The 17,461-nt window shown below is 39.5% G+C and carries 14 protein-coding genes; 7 read left to right on the forward strand and 7 right to left on the reverse strand.

Annotated elements, in window-relative coordinates; all coding sequences use genetic code 11:
• Positions 1 to 78: 78 nt before the first annotated feature.
• The 5 genes from ABJD71_RS01440 to ABJD71_RS01460 all read right to left on the reverse strand — a co-directional run bounded on the left by ABJD71_RS01440 (position 79) and on the right by ABJD71_RS01460 (position 5,770).
• Positions 79 to 1,911, reverse strand: coding sequence for a choice-of-anchor I family protein (locus ABJD71_RS01440; RefSeq protein WP_348163405.1), 1,833 nt, complete (start codon positions 1,909 to 1,911; stop codon positions 79 to 81).
• Between the two features lie 101 nt (positions 1,912 to 2,012).
• A complete protein-coding gene (locus ABJD71_RS01445) occupies positions 2,013 to 2,756 on the reverse strand; it encodes a phytanoyl-CoA dioxygenase family protein (RefSeq protein ID WP_348163407.1) in 744 nt (247 codons plus the stop codon).
• A gap of 13 nt (positions 2,757 to 2,769) precedes the next feature.
• Entirely contained in the window at positions 2,770 to 3,768 is a 999-nt protein-coding gene (gene cydB / locus ABJD71_RS01450) for a cytochrome d ubiquinol oxidase subunit II (RefSeq protein ID WP_348163410.1), read from the reverse strand.
• Between the two features lie 2 nt (positions 3,769 to 3,770).
• On the reverse strand, positions 3,771 to 5,147 hold the full coding sequence (locus ABJD71_RS01455; RefSeq protein WP_348163413.1) for a cytochrome ubiquinol oxidase subunit I: 1,377 nt from the start codon (positions 5,145 to 5,147) through the stop codon (positions 3,771 to 3,773).
• 71 nt (positions 5,148 to 5,218) lie between these two features.
• Entirely contained in the window at positions 5,219 to 5,770 is a 552-nt protein-coding gene (locus tag ABJD71_RS01460) for a MarR family transcriptional regulator (protein WP_348163416.1), read from the reverse strand.
• A gap of 412 nt (positions 5,771 to 6,182) precedes the next feature.
• Between ABJD71_RS01460 and ABJD71_RS01465 the strand changes: the two genes are divergently transcribed.
• Together ABJD71_RS01465 and ABJD71_RS01470 are read left to right on the forward strand one after the other, a co-directional pair.
• Entirely contained in the window at positions 6,183 to 6,704 is a 522-nt protein-coding gene (locus tag ABJD71_RS01465; RefSeq protein WP_348163419.1) for a hypothetical protein, read from the forward strand.
• A 95-nt stretch (positions 6,705 to 6,799) separates the two neighbouring features.
• Entirely contained in the window at positions 6,800 to 7,144 is a 345-nt protein-coding gene (locus tag ABJD71_RS01470) for a zinc ribbon domain-containing protein YjdM (RefSeq protein WP_348163421.1), read from the forward strand.
• A gap of 563 nt (positions 7,145 to 7,707) precedes the next feature.
• Here the strand turns inward: ABJD71_RS01470 and ABJD71_RS01475 are convergent.
• On the reverse strand, positions 7,708 to 8,586 hold the full coding sequence (locus tag ABJD71_RS01475; RefSeq protein ID WP_348163424.1) for an alpha/beta hydrolase: 879 nt from the start codon (positions 8,584 to 8,586) through the stop codon (positions 7,708 to 7,710).
• A gap of 110 nt (positions 8,587 to 8,696) precedes the next feature.
• Between ABJD71_RS01475 and ABJD71_RS01480 the strand changes: the two genes are divergently transcribed.
• The 3 genes from ABJD71_RS01480 (at position 8,697) to yegD (ending at position 13,259) form a co-directional block, all read left to right on the forward strand.
• Positions 8,697 to 9,605 carry a LysR family transcriptional regulator gene (locus tag ABJD71_RS01480; protein ID WP_348163427.1) on the forward strand — a complete coding sequence of 303 codons (909 nt, stop codon included), beginning with the start codon at positions 8,697 to 8,699 and terminating at the stop codon, positions 9,603 to 9,605.
• A 395-nt stretch (positions 9,606 to 10,000) separates the two neighbouring features.
• On the forward strand, positions 10,001 to 11,548 hold the full coding sequence (locus tag ABJD71_RS01485) for a hypothetical protein (protein WP_348163430.1): 1,548 nt from the start codon (positions 10,001 to 10,003) through the stop codon (positions 11,546 to 11,548).
• A 358-nt stretch (positions 11,549 to 11,906) separates the two neighbouring features.
• Positions 11,907 to 13,259 carry a molecular chaperone gene (gene yegD / locus ABJD71_RS01490; protein ID WP_348163433.1) on the forward strand — a complete coding sequence of 451 codons (1,353 nt, stop codon included), beginning with the start codon at positions 11,907 to 11,909 and terminating at the stop codon, positions 13,257 to 13,259.
• Positions 13,260 to 13,409: 150 nt separating this feature from the next.
• Here the strand turns inward: yegD and ABJD71_RS01495 are convergent, their stop codons facing one another.
• Positions 13,410 to 15,161 carry a lysophospholipid acyltransferase family protein gene (locus ABJD71_RS01495; RefSeq protein ID WP_348163436.1) on the reverse strand — a complete coding sequence of 584 codons (1,752 nt, stop codon included), beginning with the start codon at positions 15,159 to 15,161 and terminating at the stop codon, positions 13,410 to 13,412.
• 209 nt (positions 15,162 to 15,370) lie between these two features.
• Between ABJD71_RS01495 and pyrC the strand changes: the two genes are divergently transcribed.
• The gene (gene pyrC, locus ABJD71_RS01500; protein ID WP_348163438.1) at positions 15,371 to 16,402 is read left to right on the forward strand and encodes a dihydroorotase; all 1,032 of its coding nucleotides are present in this window, start codon (positions 15,371 to 15,373) and stop codon (positions 16,400 to 16,402) included.
• Positions 16,403 to 16,523: 121 nt separating this feature from the next.
• A complete protein-coding gene (locus ABJD71_RS01505; RefSeq protein ID WP_348163441.1) occupies positions 16,524 to 17,324 on the forward strand; it encodes a transporter substrate-binding domain-containing protein in 801 nt (266 codons plus the stop codon).
• Positions 17,325 to 17,461: the final 137 nt, after the last annotated feature.

Below are 17,461 nucleotides of genomic sequence, written 5' to 3' on the forward strand. Positions count from 1 at the left end.
CGCCGTTATTTGAGAAAATAACGGCGTTTTAATTTGCTTAAGTCACAGCTTTATAGAATAACGTGTAGCTGTTTGTGGTTAGTCTTCTGCTATTTGCCATACAGATACTGTTCCGCTGACTTCATTACCTACAATGAATAGTGCTTTGTCCGTTGGACTACTCTGCGCATCCACAAACACCATCCCCTCAGGGGCACTATCACCTATTAAGTCGCCGCCTTCGGTAATATCTCGATTGATGACGTAGTCAACAAACTCGGCATTGTATGGGTTCGTTATATCGTAAACAAATATGCCACCCATACGCTCAAGACCGATAAAGGCATAAGTTTTGTCACCTACTACACCAACCGTTAAAGCTTCTGGTTCTGGACCTTTGTTAGCAGACCTTGAGTCACCTTCGTTTTCATCATTATTGTTATTAAAAGTATCACCATGAATTGATGCTGTGATCCGTTCAAAATCATCACCAGAGTCAAATACGACTAAACCGTTATTGTCCCAAATAGTGAAAGAGCGTGCACCGTAGGCGTAAATCGCTTCGTACTCGCCATCTTGGTCGTCATCGCCCAAAGCCGATGTAACGGTTAAGCGACCCAGAGGGTAGCTAGTAAAGTCATCATCTTCAGGATCATCACCGGCTATGGTGTCTAGGTTTGAACCAGAAGCGTAGTCTAAACGCCTAGCTTGTGTTTCATCTGTATATGATAAACAGCCATCATCATCATCAAAATCTACACCGCCAGCTGCGTCACATAAGTCTTCGTCTTGCTCACCGTCCGCATTTAAAGTATCAAAGAAATATTCGCGAGCATCCCCTTCGTTTGCTGTAACGATAAACGTCGCGTTTTTCCACGTAAACGAGGCGATGGTATCTGGCTGATACATACCATATACATCTTGGTATTGCCCAAAACTTACGGTGCCATCTTCCATGCCGTCTAATTGGTATGGGCTCCAGTCTTTAAAGCCCAAACCAATAATTTCTACGCTGTAGTCAGACAAGTCAATAATCGCTAAGCCGTTGTTTTCTTGCAGGGACACATAAGCGACTTCATTTGTAGCTGTAATGTATTCTGGCTCTAAGTCTTGCGCTACGCTGATGTCGATTAAGGTGCCGTTTATGATTTCACCGGTTGGATTAGGGAAGTGCATGCCCTGTGCTTCGAGTGCTGCTTGCTGACTGTTAAAAGCGCGGAAGTCAATTGCAATCGCGGTATCGGCAGGTGCGTTATCCGTTATGGTTATAACGGATACTGAACCCTCAGGATCGATATTGTAGTCTCCACTTGGTTCTCCTTCATTCGCCACAAGGGCTTTTGAACCATCAGGTGTGAAGGTTACCATGTCGGGTAAATTACCCACTTCTACCGCTTTCATAAATGCTGGCGCATTTTCGTTTAAGCCATTATAAAATAATACGAAACCATTAGTTGCTTTATCATCGGCAGGAACGGCAATCGCCATTAAATCACCCGAAATTGCAACACTGGTTGGGTTTTCTAAATCAATACCTTCTTGTGTAGTGGGGAGTACAAGTGCATTGGACGTCATGTTGTTGGCTGTAAGTGGATTAGAAACCGCTTCATCTGTAATTGAGGTTGCATCAATAACCACCACTGTGGGTTCGGCAGCGGCGCTGTTGATAGCATAAATGGTATTGGTGGCAGCATGATATTGTACTATTTCAGCTGCGCCCTCTGGGTCATCTTCATTTAATTGAATACGGCCAACTAAACTTAACTCTATGCCAGCATTCGCATCAGCGCCATCTTGACCATTTGTGCCAGTTTCACCTTGTGACCCTGCCACACCGTCAGCACCATCATCGCCTTCTAGGGCGCATCCTGTCATTGATAACGTTATCGCTAAGGCGATAGCTGTTTTGCTATAAAATGTTGATATTGTCATTGGCTGTATCCCTATTTAGTTATAAATTTTTTGGTAAGGATACGAAAGCAGGGTGACAGTAACGTGAAGCTAGGGTGACGGATTTATTACAATGAGGGGGTTTATAAAAATATATTTTGTTTTAGTTTTTCTTTTACTGATGGCGGTGGTTGATGCGCTACATTAATAAATTCAATGAGGTGTGTGGCTCTTTCGCAATATAAAATATCTAAGGTAAGCCGATTATTGCCATACAAGCCTCGATGGATCATATTGGCTGAAAACACTAACGCATCTCCATATTGTAAGGGGAGTGTTTTACCTCGAGATAAGTGCTCTGCATTCGTATGTCCATTTTGCTGCAAGCGTACTTGTAATTCTTCTTCATTATCCCATTGCTTGTGAGTGCCAGGTATCAACTCTATACCGGGCTCATCTTTAAGGGGAATTCTAAGGTGCAGAACTTCAGGGCCAGTCAATGCGACCTTTTGCTCTGAAGGTGTTAAGTGATACTGAAGGTCTCTATGCCAATAATTAGCTTGGTTAGAGGTGATAGGGTCAAAAAAGAGCTGTGTTCCCATAAATAGTGGATTAGGAATCAGCTGCTCAATTACATTGAGTACCGATGTGTCACAAATCAGTCGAAATAAGCGTAGTCTCGCTGAATTATTTAGGTATTGCTTCGACGTTAAGCCAGAGCTATTTACTGCTTGGTTACAATAAAACGCATAATTATCCTTACACCAAGCATGATGAAAAACATCTACTAGCTCTCGTATAGGGGAAAGCTGACCTTCGACGAAAAAGTTAGGTAACTTAACAAAACCATATTCGTCAAAGTGCTTTTTATGAACAGAATTTATCATGTGAGTTATCGAACTAATGGTATCTTAATTCCTCTACTTTACCCCAAAATATACGGTATGAAAAAACGGTGTAAGCTAAAATGCAAGGTATTACAATTAAGGCTCCGTAAAGAATAAATCTGAGTGATTCTGGCGCACTTGCAGCCTGCCATATGGTTAATTCGCCAGGAACTACATAGGGATAAAAACTGAATGCTAAGCCACAAAAACAAAAAATATAGACAATTACCGTAATTAAAAAGGGTAGCCAACAAGCTGAATCATCTTTTAACGGTAACCTATTGAGTACAAGGTAGCCTATCGTTAGCAGGGTAAAGCAGGCAAATGGAATAAAGGCTACAAAATAAACAAAAGGCGCTGTGGTCCAACGGTCAAATACAAAGGAGTTTATGAGGGGGTTTACGATACACACCGCTAAGATACCAGCAAAGCTAATTACCCCTGTTAATTTTGCCCATTTTATTGCACGTAATTGCATTGAGTCTGTTGTTTTTAAAATTAGCCAGGTACTGCCTATTAATGCATATGCACAGGTTACGCCGAGCGCACTCAAGGCTGAAAATAGATAAGCCGCCACAGATGATTCAAATCCCATTACAAAACTACCTAACATGTATCCTTGACTTAAACTGGCGATAAATGAACCAATCTTGAATACTTGGTTCCAGCGATGTTTATTAATTTGAGCTACCTTTGCACGAAAATCAAAGGCTACGCCACGTAATATAAGTCCAATTAACATTATGGCTGTTGGAATATACAAGGTTTTGAGTATGGCACTGTGAGCAGTTGGAAACGCTATCAGTAATAACCCCACGGCCAGTACTAACCATGTCTCATTTGCATCCCAGAATGGGCCAATCGAAGCTATCATTTGATCAGCTTGCTGGTCGTTTTCTAAGGGGAGTAATATACCAACTCCTAAATCGTAACCATCTAAAACGGCATATACAATTACAGACAGGGCCATAAGACCTGCAAAGATTATGGGCAAATTATAATCAGCAAACATAGTTATGCTCCTTGCTCGATTGTTTTGTTGGCAATACCTTTAAACGGTGACTGTATTTCTTCTTCAGGTCGCATCTCTTCAATTTCGACGGACTTTCTTGCCATTAAAAATAGGGTATGCAAATAAGCAATTAGTAAAACCACATAAACAGACATGTACAGAATAAAACTAAAGACAACGTTTTCTGGCGCGATATCGGTGACTGCATCTACGGTTTTTAGCACGCCTGACACCAGATAAGGTTGACGTCCAATTTCTGTTACATACCAACCCGCTAGCGTGGCTACCCACCCAGAGAAGGTCATAGCTAGCAGGACATAAAGAGGCATTGAACTAAGAACGTTTTTGCGGATAAGTGTTATGCTGCAATACCAAGCAACAATAAGCATCAATACACCTATACCTACCATTACTCTAAATCCATAAAATACCGGAGCAACGGGCGGGTGCTCGCCGATGAATTCATTTAAGCCTTTAATTTCACCCTCAAGATCGTGAGTTAATATAAGGCTAGCCACATTTGGAATGGGCAACTCAAAATGATTAGTACGATTTTTTTCATCGGGAATGGCAAACAACAATAAAGGCACACCTTTTTCTGTTTCCCAGATACCTTCCATTGCCGCAACTTTTTGGGGTTGATGTTCAAGCGTATTTAAACCATGTGCATCACCAACAAATATTTGCAAAGGCATTAAGATTGCGGCTGCAAATACTGCCGTTTTTAAAGCCAGTCTGGGCGCTTTCTTATGGTCGCCTCTCAATATACGATAAGCAGACAAACCAGCTATCAAGAATGATGCTGTTAACCCTGAAGCTAATAAAACATGACTTAAGCGATAAGGAAAAGAAGGGTTAAATATAATTGCCCACCAATCAACTGCGTGCGCTACGCCTTCGCGCATTTCAAACCCTGCAGGTGTTTGCATCCAAGAGTTCAGTACGATTATCCAAAAAGCTGAGATAGTCGTTCCTACTGCCACAATTAATATCGACAGTGTATGCACCCAGTTTGGCACCTTGTGTATACCAAACAACATAATGCCTAAAAAAGTGGCTTCTAGAAAAAACGCGGTGAGAACTTCATAACCCAATAAAGGACCGGCTATATTTCCAACCGTTTCCATGTAGCCAGGCCAGTTGGTCCCAAATTGAAATGACATAGTTATGCCACTTACCACTCCCATTGCAAAGGTCAGCGCAAATACTTTGACCCAGAAACGATAAATTCGCATCCAAACTGGGTGACCGCTAATGCTGAATCTGAGCTTAAAGTAAAATAAAAACCAGCCTAACGCGATACTTATGCTAGGAAATAAAATGTGAAAACTAATATTGGCTGCAAATTGCAGGCGAGACAACAGGAAGACGTCGTCCATAGGACACCTCTATATTTAATTTAAAAGATGGTTTTAAGAATGTAGGTTTGACTAATTTTTTATGTTAAGTGTTATTCGTTGGTACGTTTTAAGAGTTTCTCTTTAATATCTAGTACTTTCCCGACTCCGGAACCGAGTTTCATTAATGTGTCTAATTTTTCAGGGCTGAGTCGCTGTAATTCGCTTGACCATTTAGTTACTCCTTCAAGTAGGTCGTGAACTTCTTGCAACTTTTCTTGAGCATAGACTTCGTTTTCATTGGCAGCTGTGTCTAATAAAATATCTCTTAATAATGAGAGGGTTGGGTCCATTTCACGTTTACGACGCTCTTCAAATACTTTGTTAGCCATATCCCATATGCTGCCATTAGTTTGATAATAATCTTTGCGATCTCCTGCTTTGTGATGCAGCTGTATGAGTTGCCAAGATTGTAACTCTTTAATGCCCATGCTGACGTTACCTCTGGATATGCTAAGGGCTTCAGCAATTTGGTTCGCACTAACGGGTTCTTTAGTGATAACTAGCAAAGCGTATATCTGGCCAACAGTTCTGTTAAACCCCCAGCGGCTACCCATCTCGCCAAAGTGCATCACAAAGGTTTCGATCATAGGTGTCATTTTCATATCGCTTTCCTAATCTTCTAAAGTTTCAGTAATTATTGAAAGTTTAGAATCTTGTTTGATTCAGGTCAAGGATTACTTTGTTTTTTTATGATAAGGGGTAAAATACATCGAGAATTTGATTTTATAGAATATAAGTAGTGCTTGAGGTGTAAAAAGTGAAGTATTTGTGATGAAAAGAGCGAGTAAGTTATGTAAAAATAGCGTTCTTGCTTACATTAAACTAATGTAAAACAATGATTTCTCGAATAATATGTTTGTAATATAAATGTAGTAATTTTATAGACCTTAGTTAGACAACCTTTTTAAATTGAATCTAAAAAGTGTAATCTGGTAATGAAAGTTTTTACGGTTGGTCATGGTCATACCCGTGTCAGAATTAATTAATCACATATATAAGTAAAACAGGTAGCACATGCTCAACAATACAATAGCGTTAACAGGTCAATTGGAAACCGTTCAGCAGGCTAAAGACTTTCTGTTAAAGATCACACCAGATGGCTACCAAAAGGTTCTCAAACCACATTTTGCTAGTAGTGCAGGGGCGCACATGCGACATATTTTAGATCATTACCTAGCCCTAAAAGATGGCATTACCCATGGATTAGTTAACTACAATAAGCGCAATAGGCACTCCAATGTTGAGTCTTGTTTAACTACTGCATTGGCGACATGGTCTGAAATTGAAGCTTGGCTACACGAAGTAAGTGAGTTAGATGCAGATTTGGCTATTAGTGTTATCTGCGAAACCTCTGTTAACGAAACACAAAATACTCAAACTAAGTCAACGTTAGCCAGAGAGTTAGTATTTGTATCGAGTCATGCTATTCATCATTTTTCATTGCTAGGTGTTATCAGCTCACTTCTTGGTAATGCAAGTAGTGCTAATTTTGGTGTTGCGCCAAGTACAGCGACTTATTTACGTCAACAAGCGTAACGTTTTAATCAACACTCCTATATTCCAACTCTAGTATTTAGTTGCTAAACCACGGATAATCTTGGTAATTATATGATTACCTAGGATTGTCTCCAATGAGCGATATACCAGCTTGCCCAGAATGCAACTCAACTTATACATACGAAGACAGGGATATGTATGTTTGCCCTGAATGTGGTCATGAATGGCCTCAGTCAGGTGAAGTAGATGATGATGCAATACTAATCAAAGACGCCAATGGAGCCTTATTGTCTGATGGCGATAAAGTGACAGTGATTAAAGATTTAAAAATTAAAGGTAGCTCACAAGTTATTAAGATTGGAACTAAAGCTTTGGTTAGAAGAATATTTGATAAAAAAGACCATGAGTTAGACTGCAAAGTGGATGGTATTGGTGAAATGATGGTAACTGCTAAATTTGTGAAAAAGCAATCAGCTTAAAATCCTTAGCCAAGCGGGGGATCACTGCTAAACTCCCAAAGTAAGAAGTGATTAAAACTCAGGAGGCTCAATGAATCAACTCGTTGAGCCTCCTGAGTTTTTTACAAATAGGGTTTGACGTCTGTGAAATAATTGGGGCCAAAGCCACTGATCCGAGACTGAAGGGGGGTAACTAGTTTCGTAGGTGAATCTGAGATTTCAATTGCGCTACTCCCATAGGTTTGTCATACCATTAATACAACATCACTCCACCGCCAACTCGTTATTTCATCATGGATTAGTCCATCCATCACAAACGTTTCATTCCGGTAGTCTTTTGAGCCGGAATCGCTTTTAAAGCTGTTTCACGAACTATCGGGTGAACTAATGGGGTCAGAACAAGGTTATTTTCTATGTCTTAGACTTTTGTTGTGGAAACCAATCAGGCAAACTCGGGGAAGGCTACTCGCTCGATATCCTTACCTCTGAACGAAAAACCTTAGTAAAGACAGCTACATCTAAATCAGTTCAAGATTTATTGATTTAATGTTCATCTGACCCCGATTATTTTTTAATTTCATGCGTCAGGAAATATTAATATCAGCTAAAAACTTTACAAGTTTTTGATGAAATTTAATCGGTGACTCTCTGTGAGGCCAATGGCCGACCATTTTAAAGGCAGAGACGACACTCGTATCTGTGAGTACGCTTTTTGCGTTTGAAAACATACTGAGTCGCACCTTGGGTTCATCGAGTCCATAAATAACCAATGTTGGCTGATTAATAGGGGAATTTATGATGCTTTCTACTTCTTTACCCATTGGCGCCGAATAATAATCTACCGCTGCAGCCGTCCGTCCGGGCAATGAGAATACCTGTTTGATATGTGTCATGTGCTGCTGTGGAATTAACCAATTGGGGCTCCATTGTCGATAAAAAAAGTCTAACGCTTTAAGTTCTTTTCTGTTAACCCACCAATGGGCAATTTTTCCCCAACCTAAATATATATTATGCGGCCTAGCAATTCTTTCTCTTATATTCGTGAGGCTTACTGCAGGTGGCGGTATCGCCAAGGTGACTATTTTGGTCACTATATTGGGGTGAAGCAAGGCAGCAGCATAGGTAATCATTGCTCTCCAATCATGGCCAATAAGAATGCACTTTTTATAGCCCAGTTTTTCTACAAGTTTAATTACGTCATAAACTAACGTAGATAGACTATAGTCACCATCGGCTGGTATTTGTGAAGGAAAATATCCACGTAAATAAAGTGCAACGCTGCGGTAGCCGGCATTTTTAAGAATAGTTTGAGTCTTTTTCCATGTATAAGCTGTGTCTGGAAATCCATGGAGCAAGATAACCAGTGGCCCGTCACCCACATCGTGATAAGCCAATTCAACGGCTCCAACTTGTAAAATTTTGAGGGAGGGATCTCCATTACAGGCATTTTTTATATTGTCCAAAATTACGACTCCACACTTTTTCATTAATTTACAATGGGTACTATTGTTCATTAATTAATATGTGATATAAACGGGGTAATAAATGAAATATAATCAAAAATATTTTGACAATGAACACTCATGACCTCGCCCTTTTTGTTCGAATAGCCGATTCCGGAAGTATTACGAATGCCGCCCAACAGTTAGATATTACTTCAGCTGCTGCGAGCGCCGCTCTGAAGCGTTTAGAGAAAGAGCTAGCGGTACAACTATTTATTCGTTCAACCCGTCAATTGCGAATTACTGCTGAAGGTGAGCATTTTTTATTGCACTGCCGACAGGCTCTCGATGCTCTGGAAGAAGGCACGGCATCTATGAATGCGTTACAAGGAAAGGTTTTTGGTGAGTTAAGGATATCAGCACCTTCAGATCTCAGTCGAAATGTACTTATAGACTGTATGGATGAAATTATGGAACTGCACCCTAATTTATCTATCCATTTAAATGTTAGTGACTCAATGGCAGATTTTTATCTTGACCGAGTTGATCTTGCTTTACGCTACGGTCAACCCGAAGATTCATCATTGATAGCTTTTAAAGTTGCCACTTTTGATAGGATACTATGTGCATCTCCCAGTTATCTTAGTTCTTTCGGTATGCCATCACATCCAAATGATTTGAAACAACATAATTGTCTTATTTATCAGTTAAAAAATCGTTTATTCGATTTGTGGAGTTTCAGTTGTAACCTAGAAGGCAAGAAAGAAAGCGTTAAAGTAAAAGTGAATGGTAATCGCAGTTGTAACGATGGTGATGTTGTTCGCCGTTGGGTCGTTGCAGGGAAAGGCATAGCGTATAAGTCACGTTTAGATATGGCAGAAGATTTACATGCAGGCAGGGTGGTTAGGATATTGCCAAGTTTTGGTTCATCACCAGTGGAGCTAAATCTCATATGCCCAACCCGTAAACAAGTTACTCCGGCCGCACTACTATTACGTGATACGCTCAGGAAAAAACTTAGTGAACTATTGAACAATTAATCAAGATTGTAATGGCTCCAACGTCTACATAAACAACACTATTACGACCTTTGCGAGCGCCACCTCAATATTCAACGTGACTTCAACTTAGGGCATAGACAACCAACGTAAAAATTATAGTCGGTAAAGGTCAAAAACATCGGCTTCACCAAGTACCGTTTTGGTCACTCCATCACTATTCTTTACGATGCTATTTTCTGTAAAATATTGATTTAAAGTGTATTTTATTGTTTTGTTACAATGGGTGTCTCGATAAGCGCTGACTTGAACTCAAAACAAGAATAGCCTTCAAAGCCTTTCAAAAATCATCGTGGTGGTGGGTGTTTAATTGGACGTACTTAGCAAAGTCATTTATTGTGATTGTCTAGATAACAGTTTTTTAAAAAAGGAGTTTCATGAAAGTTAGTTATTGGATAGCTACCACAGCCATAATCATTACTTTTGTTACTGCTTTTGCGATAGGTTATGTGACTGGTCAAAATGGGCCACTTAAATCTAAAAAAGTTATAAACCCAGAAAACACTTGGGTTGACAGAGAAACGACCTCAGAAAATCTTGAATCTACTTCGAATTCGAAAATTAATACTGAGACTACACTTGCATTAAATTCGGCTTCAAAGGTGTTTTCCACAATGGACGAAGTTGGTGCTGAAGTAAGCCGCTTATTAGCCATGTTAGTTGAAAGTCCTAATCATAGTCATTCCACAATAAAATTGTATGCGATCCTTGAAACTTTATCTGTAGCACAGTTGATGACGTTAGCGTCGATGTTTGAAGATGAGATTGATGCTAAACGTAACACACTAAATAAAATGATTATTTCGCTATTGATTGAGAAGGCTCCAAACAAAGCACTAGCATTTGCACAAGAGCATATTTCAATGCCTGACTTTCCTTACTATTTAGCATCAATAAAAGCGAAAATAGCTGAGAAAAATCCTGAGTTAGGGTTTGAGTTTTTAAATCAAATGCTGGGGCTCTCAATTGAAGAGATTGATTTAAGTAAAAATACAGCATTGATTCAAGTATTAGCTAAAGCTGACTTAAAACAGTTGGTTTCCGTCCTTGCCGAGTTTAAAAATATGGGTGTAAACCTTAAGAATAGTATGTTTGGTTTATCTTATGGGTTAAAAACAGATGATGACCACCTCAATCTATTTAACGAATTAAGGCAGTTGAATGATATGTCCATATTGAGCTCAGTGCTTATGAGTTGGGTTAAAATATCACCTGATGCAGTGTTTGCGCGATTGGGTGACATTGAAAACATCATTGAACGTAAAGAGCTAAGCGACACTGCCTTTCATTATTGGATGTATAATGAGCCTGAGGCTGCCGCAGATTACCATTTAGCAAATTCGTCGAATAAGCTTAAAACGATAAAAGACATAATGCGGACATGGCCGGATGCAAAAGCTTCTAATGCGATGAATTGGTTATCAGCGCAAAATGATATTGATGTTAACCGCTATAAAATTGATTACCTGAATGACCTCAGTCGTACAGAGCCAAAATTTGTTCAGACGCATTTAGATGATATAAATTTAAATGACGATGAGATAATAGACTTTTATAAGCGTCTTTATAATGGGCTTAATCGAAAGAGTAGTAGTGACGCAGAGCAGTTCTTAAACACTCTAACCTTTAAAGATGAAATAGTAGAGGTTGCCCCTGCAGAAGGCAGCACAGCTGAAAAGGTTATCAGTACAATAAATGAGGCGTTTCGGAAATATTTTGATTTTAAATATGACAAAGCGTTTGCACTAGCCATTGCTGATAATGGGGGGTACGCATACTCTTATGTTGTAAACAAGTCATCTCAGAATCAGGCTAATGATTTAGCTCTTAGCTTATGTGAACAGCGCCGCCATAAATATAACGTTGTCAATCAATGCAGGATTTATGCGGAAGGTGATGTGACCTTATTCAATTTAACACTATAAAGGGACCTGCGGGGGCGAGACTAGTTCAGTTTTGCTTCGTGGTAGCTATGAACCGAAAATGACATAGGCTTTCCTCGACCATGTAGCCTGATTATTTAGTCTACTCTGTGTCGAAAACTGACCTTAACCTAGACTATAAGACAATTTCTAATATGTCTGTAAATCGCTCACCCGAGTCCGTCAGCCTTCACTGGGTTGTAATGACCATAAGATACAGATACTTATCTTTCAGCTAAGCCATCGTGTCTTTTCTTTGTGTTCTCTGTAAAATATAAGCTCAGCATTTCCTTGCTGTTCACAGAGTCGTTTATTTTAGAGCTCAGGTAGTCAGCTAGATATAATCTTTTAAGAGGTAATAATGGCCGTTGGTTTTGATTTCGGTACCGCCACATGTTCTGTTGCACACATAGTTAATAATAAGGTTCAGTCCATTCCATTAAACGAAGGAGAGGTGTTACTTTCATCTACCTTGTGCGCGCCTAATAGAGAGTCGGTTACTGAATACCTATATCGACACTTAAAAATTTTACCTATCAGTAGTGTGGGTAAAACCTTGCTACAAAACTCGATTAATACCAACAAAAGAGAAGGCATAGATCTGGTACCTGATGATATTCGTTTTGGTAAACAAGCTACGGCTTTGTATCTAGAAGACCCAACCGACTATTACTATGTGAAATCGCCTAAATCCTTTTTAGGCTTGTTGGGTTTAGATGAAATTCGTTACACCATATTTGAAGATATTGTGTGTGCCATGATGGCCAATATTAAGCAAAAGGTTGAAGTGTCATTGGGTAAACCGGTAGTTGAAACTGTCATTGGACGGCCAATTAATTTTCATAATAAGGGCGGCGAGCAAGCCAATATTCAGGCTGAGGATATTTTACGTCGAGCTGCCACTAGAGCGGGCTTTAAACATATCGAATTTCAGTTTGAACCGGTGGCCGCAGGGTTAGAGTATGAAGCGAGTTTAACCTCTGACAAAAATGTGCTGGTGGTGGATATTGGCGGTGGTACTTCAGATTGCTCTTTGATACGCATGGGGCCTAGTTGGGTAGGTAAAGAGCAACGTGCGGAATCTTTGCTGGGGCATGCTGGCAGTTTTGTTGGCGGTAATGACTTAGATATCCACCTTGCTAGCAAAAGTTTTATGTTTGAATTTGGTAAAGACACCGATGCTAAATCTGGCTTACCTATGCCCAATATGCCATTTTGGGAGTGTATTGCTATTAACGATGTGATTGCCCAAAAAACCTTTTATTCGCGGGCTAATTATCGAGAGTTGAAGAGTATGCAGTCTTCGGCTAAGCAGCCAGATAAGCTGGCAAGGCTGATAGACGTGTACGACAATACCTTAGGCCATAGTATTGTGGCTGAGGCAGAAAGAACAAAAATTGCTTTATCTAATAACGATAACTTTATTGCTACTTTGCAGCTGCCTGCTGAGAGTATAGATATTCCTGTTTCTATACTGCAAATGGAAAAATCTATTTATCGCCCGGTACTTAAAATCCAAAAGTTAGTGCAAGAGACTCTCGCACAAGCACAAATACAGCCTGATGAAATATTCATCACAGGTGGCTCTGCTCGCTCTCCACTCTTAAGAGCGGCGATAAAATCAGTAGTGGGTAACGTACCTATTGCCAATGGTGATTACGAAGGCTCGGTTACTTCTGGTTTAGCAAGGTGGGCAGATTTGTGTTTTAAGTGAGCATATTTTGTAGAAGTGGGTAGAGATTAAAACGCTATTAAAGACCCAACTGAAATGTCTAATAAGATGGGTAGCAATATATAATGTGTTTAGCGTCACGAAATGTAAAGGGCTTAACTATTTACCTAGTTAAGCCCTTTTTTGTTATCGCTACTCTTCGGGTTTGACTGCCTTTTTATAATCTTCCCAACCGTCTGCTAAATACAGCTTTAGTAACTTTTCTGGTGCTGATGGTAAATCAACACTGAGTAACAAGCCTGGTGTGTCATTAAAACTTTTATCAACACCTAAACTGTGGAATACCGCACCTAATTTATTGTAGTGTTTCAGTAAAACAGGAATATCTTTACCATCTGCTTCAACTGTCTTTAATAGCGAGGTAAGGTGATCTCTAAGTCCATACTTTTTAGCAAAGTCTGTAAACTCCGGATGAAAGTTGTAAGAGTATGGGTATCTGCGAGCCACATTATTTGTGGTGGTAACCATAGCTTGTTCGATCACTGCCACGCTGCGCATGTCGTATAATTTACTTATTGATACCGTTCCGTATAGAGTTCGGTATTGAGGGTATTTACATACGTAGGCGCCAATCCCTCTCCATAGTAAAAATAACCCTTGAAAGCTTCGTTGATATTCAGGAATTAAGAAAGAGCGGCCCATCTCTAAACAAGGCTTTTGGCGGTTGACAAACTCTGGACCAAAATCAAACATACGGTGAAGGTAGAGATTTTCTAAGTTACCGTCTGCCAATAATTTATCTGTTTGCCCCATTCGGTAAGCACCTATTATTTGCCCTGTGTCTTTTTTAATGACAAAGAGTTGTATATAGGTTGCATCAAAGTGGTCGGTATCCCTAGGTTCCCCACTGCCTTCATTGTGTTCTCGAAATACCATTTCTCTTAGGCGAGCGATTTCGTCTACCGTTTTTGGCAATTGTTTTTGATACCCATAATAAACAGAGAAATCTTTGTGATCTAACAGGTGATGTTCTGGCGGTAGCTTGGCAATTTCTGCTAGCACTTCATGATAGGGAACTTCATCTGCCAGAGGTTGCATTTGGGTTACAGGATCTGCAGGCCAGGATTTTTCATATTCAGGTGAAATCAAATAACTTTGTGCTCTGAATAACTCTGTACGACATGTTAAGTCAGCATCTTTGGCATAGTGTTTTTCTTCTATTGGGAAGCCTGCCGACACCTTAATTTTTGCATTTTGCTTGTTGGTAAGTTCTCGGGCCAACATAAGTAATCGTAAACGATAGTAAATTCTACCTAAACGATAAAAAAGAGGACTATTTAAACCACTTACAAAGACTGGGACATACGGTGCCTTGGCACGGCTTGCAATACTGGCAACAATTCTGTTCCAGGTATGGTCCGCAATTCGTTTTGTATCTTTATGGAAGTAGCTCACCCTACCTGCTGGAAACAATAATAATGCTCCACCAGATTTCACATGCTTTAAACACTGACGTATAGACGGCGCATTTTTAGGGTCATTTTCTGATAAAGGATTAGTGAAGATAAAGTAGTCTTGCAATTCAGGAAATATTTTAAGACCCTGGTTAGCCATCACTTTAATATCGGGTCGAACTTGTTCAATTGCCCATGCTAAAATTACTCCTTCTATTCCGCCAAAAGGGTGATTGCTAGCAATCACAACAGGTCCTTCTTTAGGAATCTTAGCTTGCAGACCTGCAACGCCTTCTAACTGAATATTAAGTGTATCCAGTAGACCTTTTGCGAAAGTGGTTTTATCCACTCCTTGAAGACGAGTTTTTAAATACAGTTCGTTTAATTGTGAAATACCTAGAGCTTTATCAAGAGTTTTGATGATAAATGTTTTGAAGGGGTTTAATTTATCTTTTGGGATAAGATTAAGCAGGCTAATGGCTGCAGGCATAACACCAGCTCCATAATATTAATAAATTTAGAATCTATCTATTTTGCTTTAATTTCTTTTGAAAATCAGCAATTTATTATGTCCAGATACGGCTTATTATATGTCAGTTAGGAATAATGTAAAAAAGGGAATACACGCAGAGGCTTTAGAGCATAAATTAAGGCATAATATGTAGATTAATTATACTCCTCTTTATTTTAGGCAAGGTTATGCAACAACTTACTATTACAACCCCAGATGATTGGCATCTACATTTTAGAGATGATGATATGTTAGGCGAAACTGTGCCTGCTACGGCTAGGTGTTTTGCAAGGGCGATTGTGATGCCTAATTTAGTGCCGCCAGTTGTTAATGCTAAATTAGCTATGGAATATAAACAAAGAATTCTAGCTGCTCGAACACAAGGTAGTAACTTTGAGCCATTGATGACTTTGTATTTGACTAATCAAACGTCTAAACAAGATATTATTGATGCAAAAGAGGCGGGAGTTGTTGCAGCAAAATTGTATCCGGCTGGGGCAACGACTAACTCAGCACAAGCGGTTAAAGGCATAGAAGCCCTCTATCCAGTATTTGAAGAAATGCAAAAACAAGGCTTATTGCTGCTTATTCATGGTGAAGTAACAGAAAGTCATATAGATATTTTTGACCGTGAAAAAGTATTTATTGATAAGTATATGAGCAAGATAGTTGATGATTTTCCTTCGTTAAAAGTTGTGTTTGAGCACATTACTACAGGAGATGCTGCTGAGTTTGTTTTAGCTGGCTCTGTTAACTTAGCAGCTACCATCACGCCACAACATTTACTCTTAAACCGTAATGATCTGCTTGTAGGAGGCGTAAAACCTCATAATTATTGCTTACCCGTTTTAAAAAGAAGTACGCATCAACAAGCTCTGAGAGAAGCGGTAGCTAGTGGCTCTAATAAATTCTTTTTGGGCACAGACTCAGCCCCGCACGCTAGGCATGCTAAAGAAAATGCCTGTGGTTGCGCAGGTTGTTACAGCGCGTGGAGTGCGTTAGAACTTTATGCTCAAGTATTTGAAGAGTTAAATGCACTAGATAAGCTTGAAGGGTTTGCAAGTTTTCATGGTGCAGACTTTTATGGCTTGCCTCGAAACACCTCTAAAGTGACGTTAGTGAAAGAGGCTTGGTCAGTGCCAGACACTGTGACTTTACCGAGTGGCGAAGCGATTGTTCCTTTCTTTGCGGGGCAATCTGTAGCTTGGAAAATAAGTTAGGTTTTTCTTAGTTACCTATCATCAAGTTAAGTTATTTTAGGCCAAACTTACATCAAAATATCAGGGTGATAAAAGTTGAATTTAGCAATAAAATTGCATTGTAGGTTCAGTTGAATTAGATATGAGTAAATATATTTTCCGAATCCCTAGTTGGGCATTAGTGTCTAGCATTTTTGTAATGCTGAGTGCTGTCAATGTGTTTGCTAGCAGTAACGATGATGTCTTTAAAGTGGGGGTCCTTCATGCTCAAGAGCCCCCTTTTGTGTACTTTAATCCTAGTGATGAACGTTATTTAGGCATTTTGATAGATTTGTCTGAAGAGCTCGGCAGGCGTATGGGATTAAACGTTGAGTTTATTTCTACACCCAGAAATAAGCTGGAAGAAAATATCTTAAACGGTAATTACAATGCCACTTTTTTAGCTAAGAGCTGGGTATCAATTCAAGAGCAGGTGTTATTTAGTGAAGACTTTTATGTCTATGCTGAATACTTATATTCAACTCGTCCTTTTGAAAGTACCGGCTCTTTAAGTAATTGGGTTGAAGGTAGAACTGTGTGTACTAGAGATAACTTCATACATCCTGTGATTGAACCTTTTCTGAAGCAAAAAACATTAAAAAGACTTAATGTTTCACTGGGTGCGCCTATTGTCAGAATTATGATGACGGGTAGGTGTGACCTAACGTTAGTTGATGATTTTAGAACTGAATGGTTGCGAAATAATATTGCTGATATGAATACTTTACATCGCACGCCTGACTATGTAGCGCAAGAGTCCATAGCACTGATGTTAAGTAAAGTTTGGTTGCAAAGGTTGCCCGAATTTAATTTACACATAGAGGATATGAAACAGTCTGGTGTGGTGGATGAGATTGTTAAACGGCATTCTACTCGAAAGTTGACTTGGCTTGACTCTCAATAGGTAAGGGACCTCTACTGTTAATTAAAATGATAGTTTGATATGAATATTTATGAGTTGTTCTTTACGCTCTATTTGCTTCCCATATGCACACATCAACCTAGTCATTTGAAACAATAACCATTTACCGATGAGAGAGT

Origin of the sequence: Paraglaciecola sp., from assembly GCF_039943935.1 — a bacterium.
Taxonomy (GTDB): Bacteria; Pseudomonadota; Gammaproteobacteria; order Enterobacterales; family Alteromonadaceae; genus Paraglaciecola.

Coding starts and splice junctions, on each gene's coding strand:
- ABJD71_RS01445 (WP_348163407.1), bottom strand. CDS start 2,756: ATGATAAATTCTGTTCATAAAAAGCACTTTGACGAATATGGTTTTGTT.
- ABJD71_RS01505 (WP_348163441.1), top strand. CDS start 16,524: ATGAGTAAATATATTTTCCGAATCCCTAGTTGGGCATTAGTGTCTAGC.
- ABJD71_RS01460 (WP_348163416.1), bottom strand. CDS start 5,770: ATGAAAATGACACCTATGATCGAAACCTTTGTGATGCACTTTGGCGAG.
- cydB (WP_348163410.1), bottom strand. CDS start 3,768: ATGTTTGCTGATTATAATTTGCCCATAATCTTTGCAGGTCTTATGGCC.
- ABJD71_RS01465 (WP_348163419.1), top strand. CDS start 6,183: ATGCTCAACAATACAATAGCGTTAACAGGTCAATTGGAAACCGTTCAG.
- ABJD71_RS01455 (WP_348163413.1), bottom strand. CDS start 5,147: ATGGACGACGTCTTCCTGTTGTCTCGCCTGCAATTTGCAGCCAATATT.
- pyrC (WP_348163438.1), top strand. CDS start 15,371: ATGCAACAACTTACTATTACAACCCCAGATGATTGGCATCTACATTTT.
- yegD (WP_348163433.1), top strand. CDS start 11,907: ATGGCCGTTGGTTTTGATTTCGGTACCGCCACATGTTCTGTTGCACAC.
- ABJD71_RS01440 (WP_348163405.1), bottom strand. CDS start 1,911: ATGACAATATCAACATTTTATAGCAAAACAGCTATCGCCTTAGCGATA.
- ABJD71_RS01470 (WP_348163421.1), top strand. CDS start 6,800: ATGAGCGATATACCAGCTTGCCCAGAATGCAACTCAACTTATACATAC.
- ABJD71_RS01485 (WP_348163430.1), top strand. CDS start 10,001: ATGAAAGTTAGTTATTGGATAGCTACCACAGCCATAATCATTACTTTT.
- ABJD71_RS01495 (WP_348163436.1), bottom strand. CDS start 15,161: ATGCCTGCAGCCATTAGCCTGCTTAATCTTATCCCAAAAGATAAATTA.
- ABJD71_RS01480 (WP_348163427.1), top strand. CDS start 8,697: ATGAACACTCATGACCTCGCCCTTTTTGTTCGAATAGCCGATTCCGGA.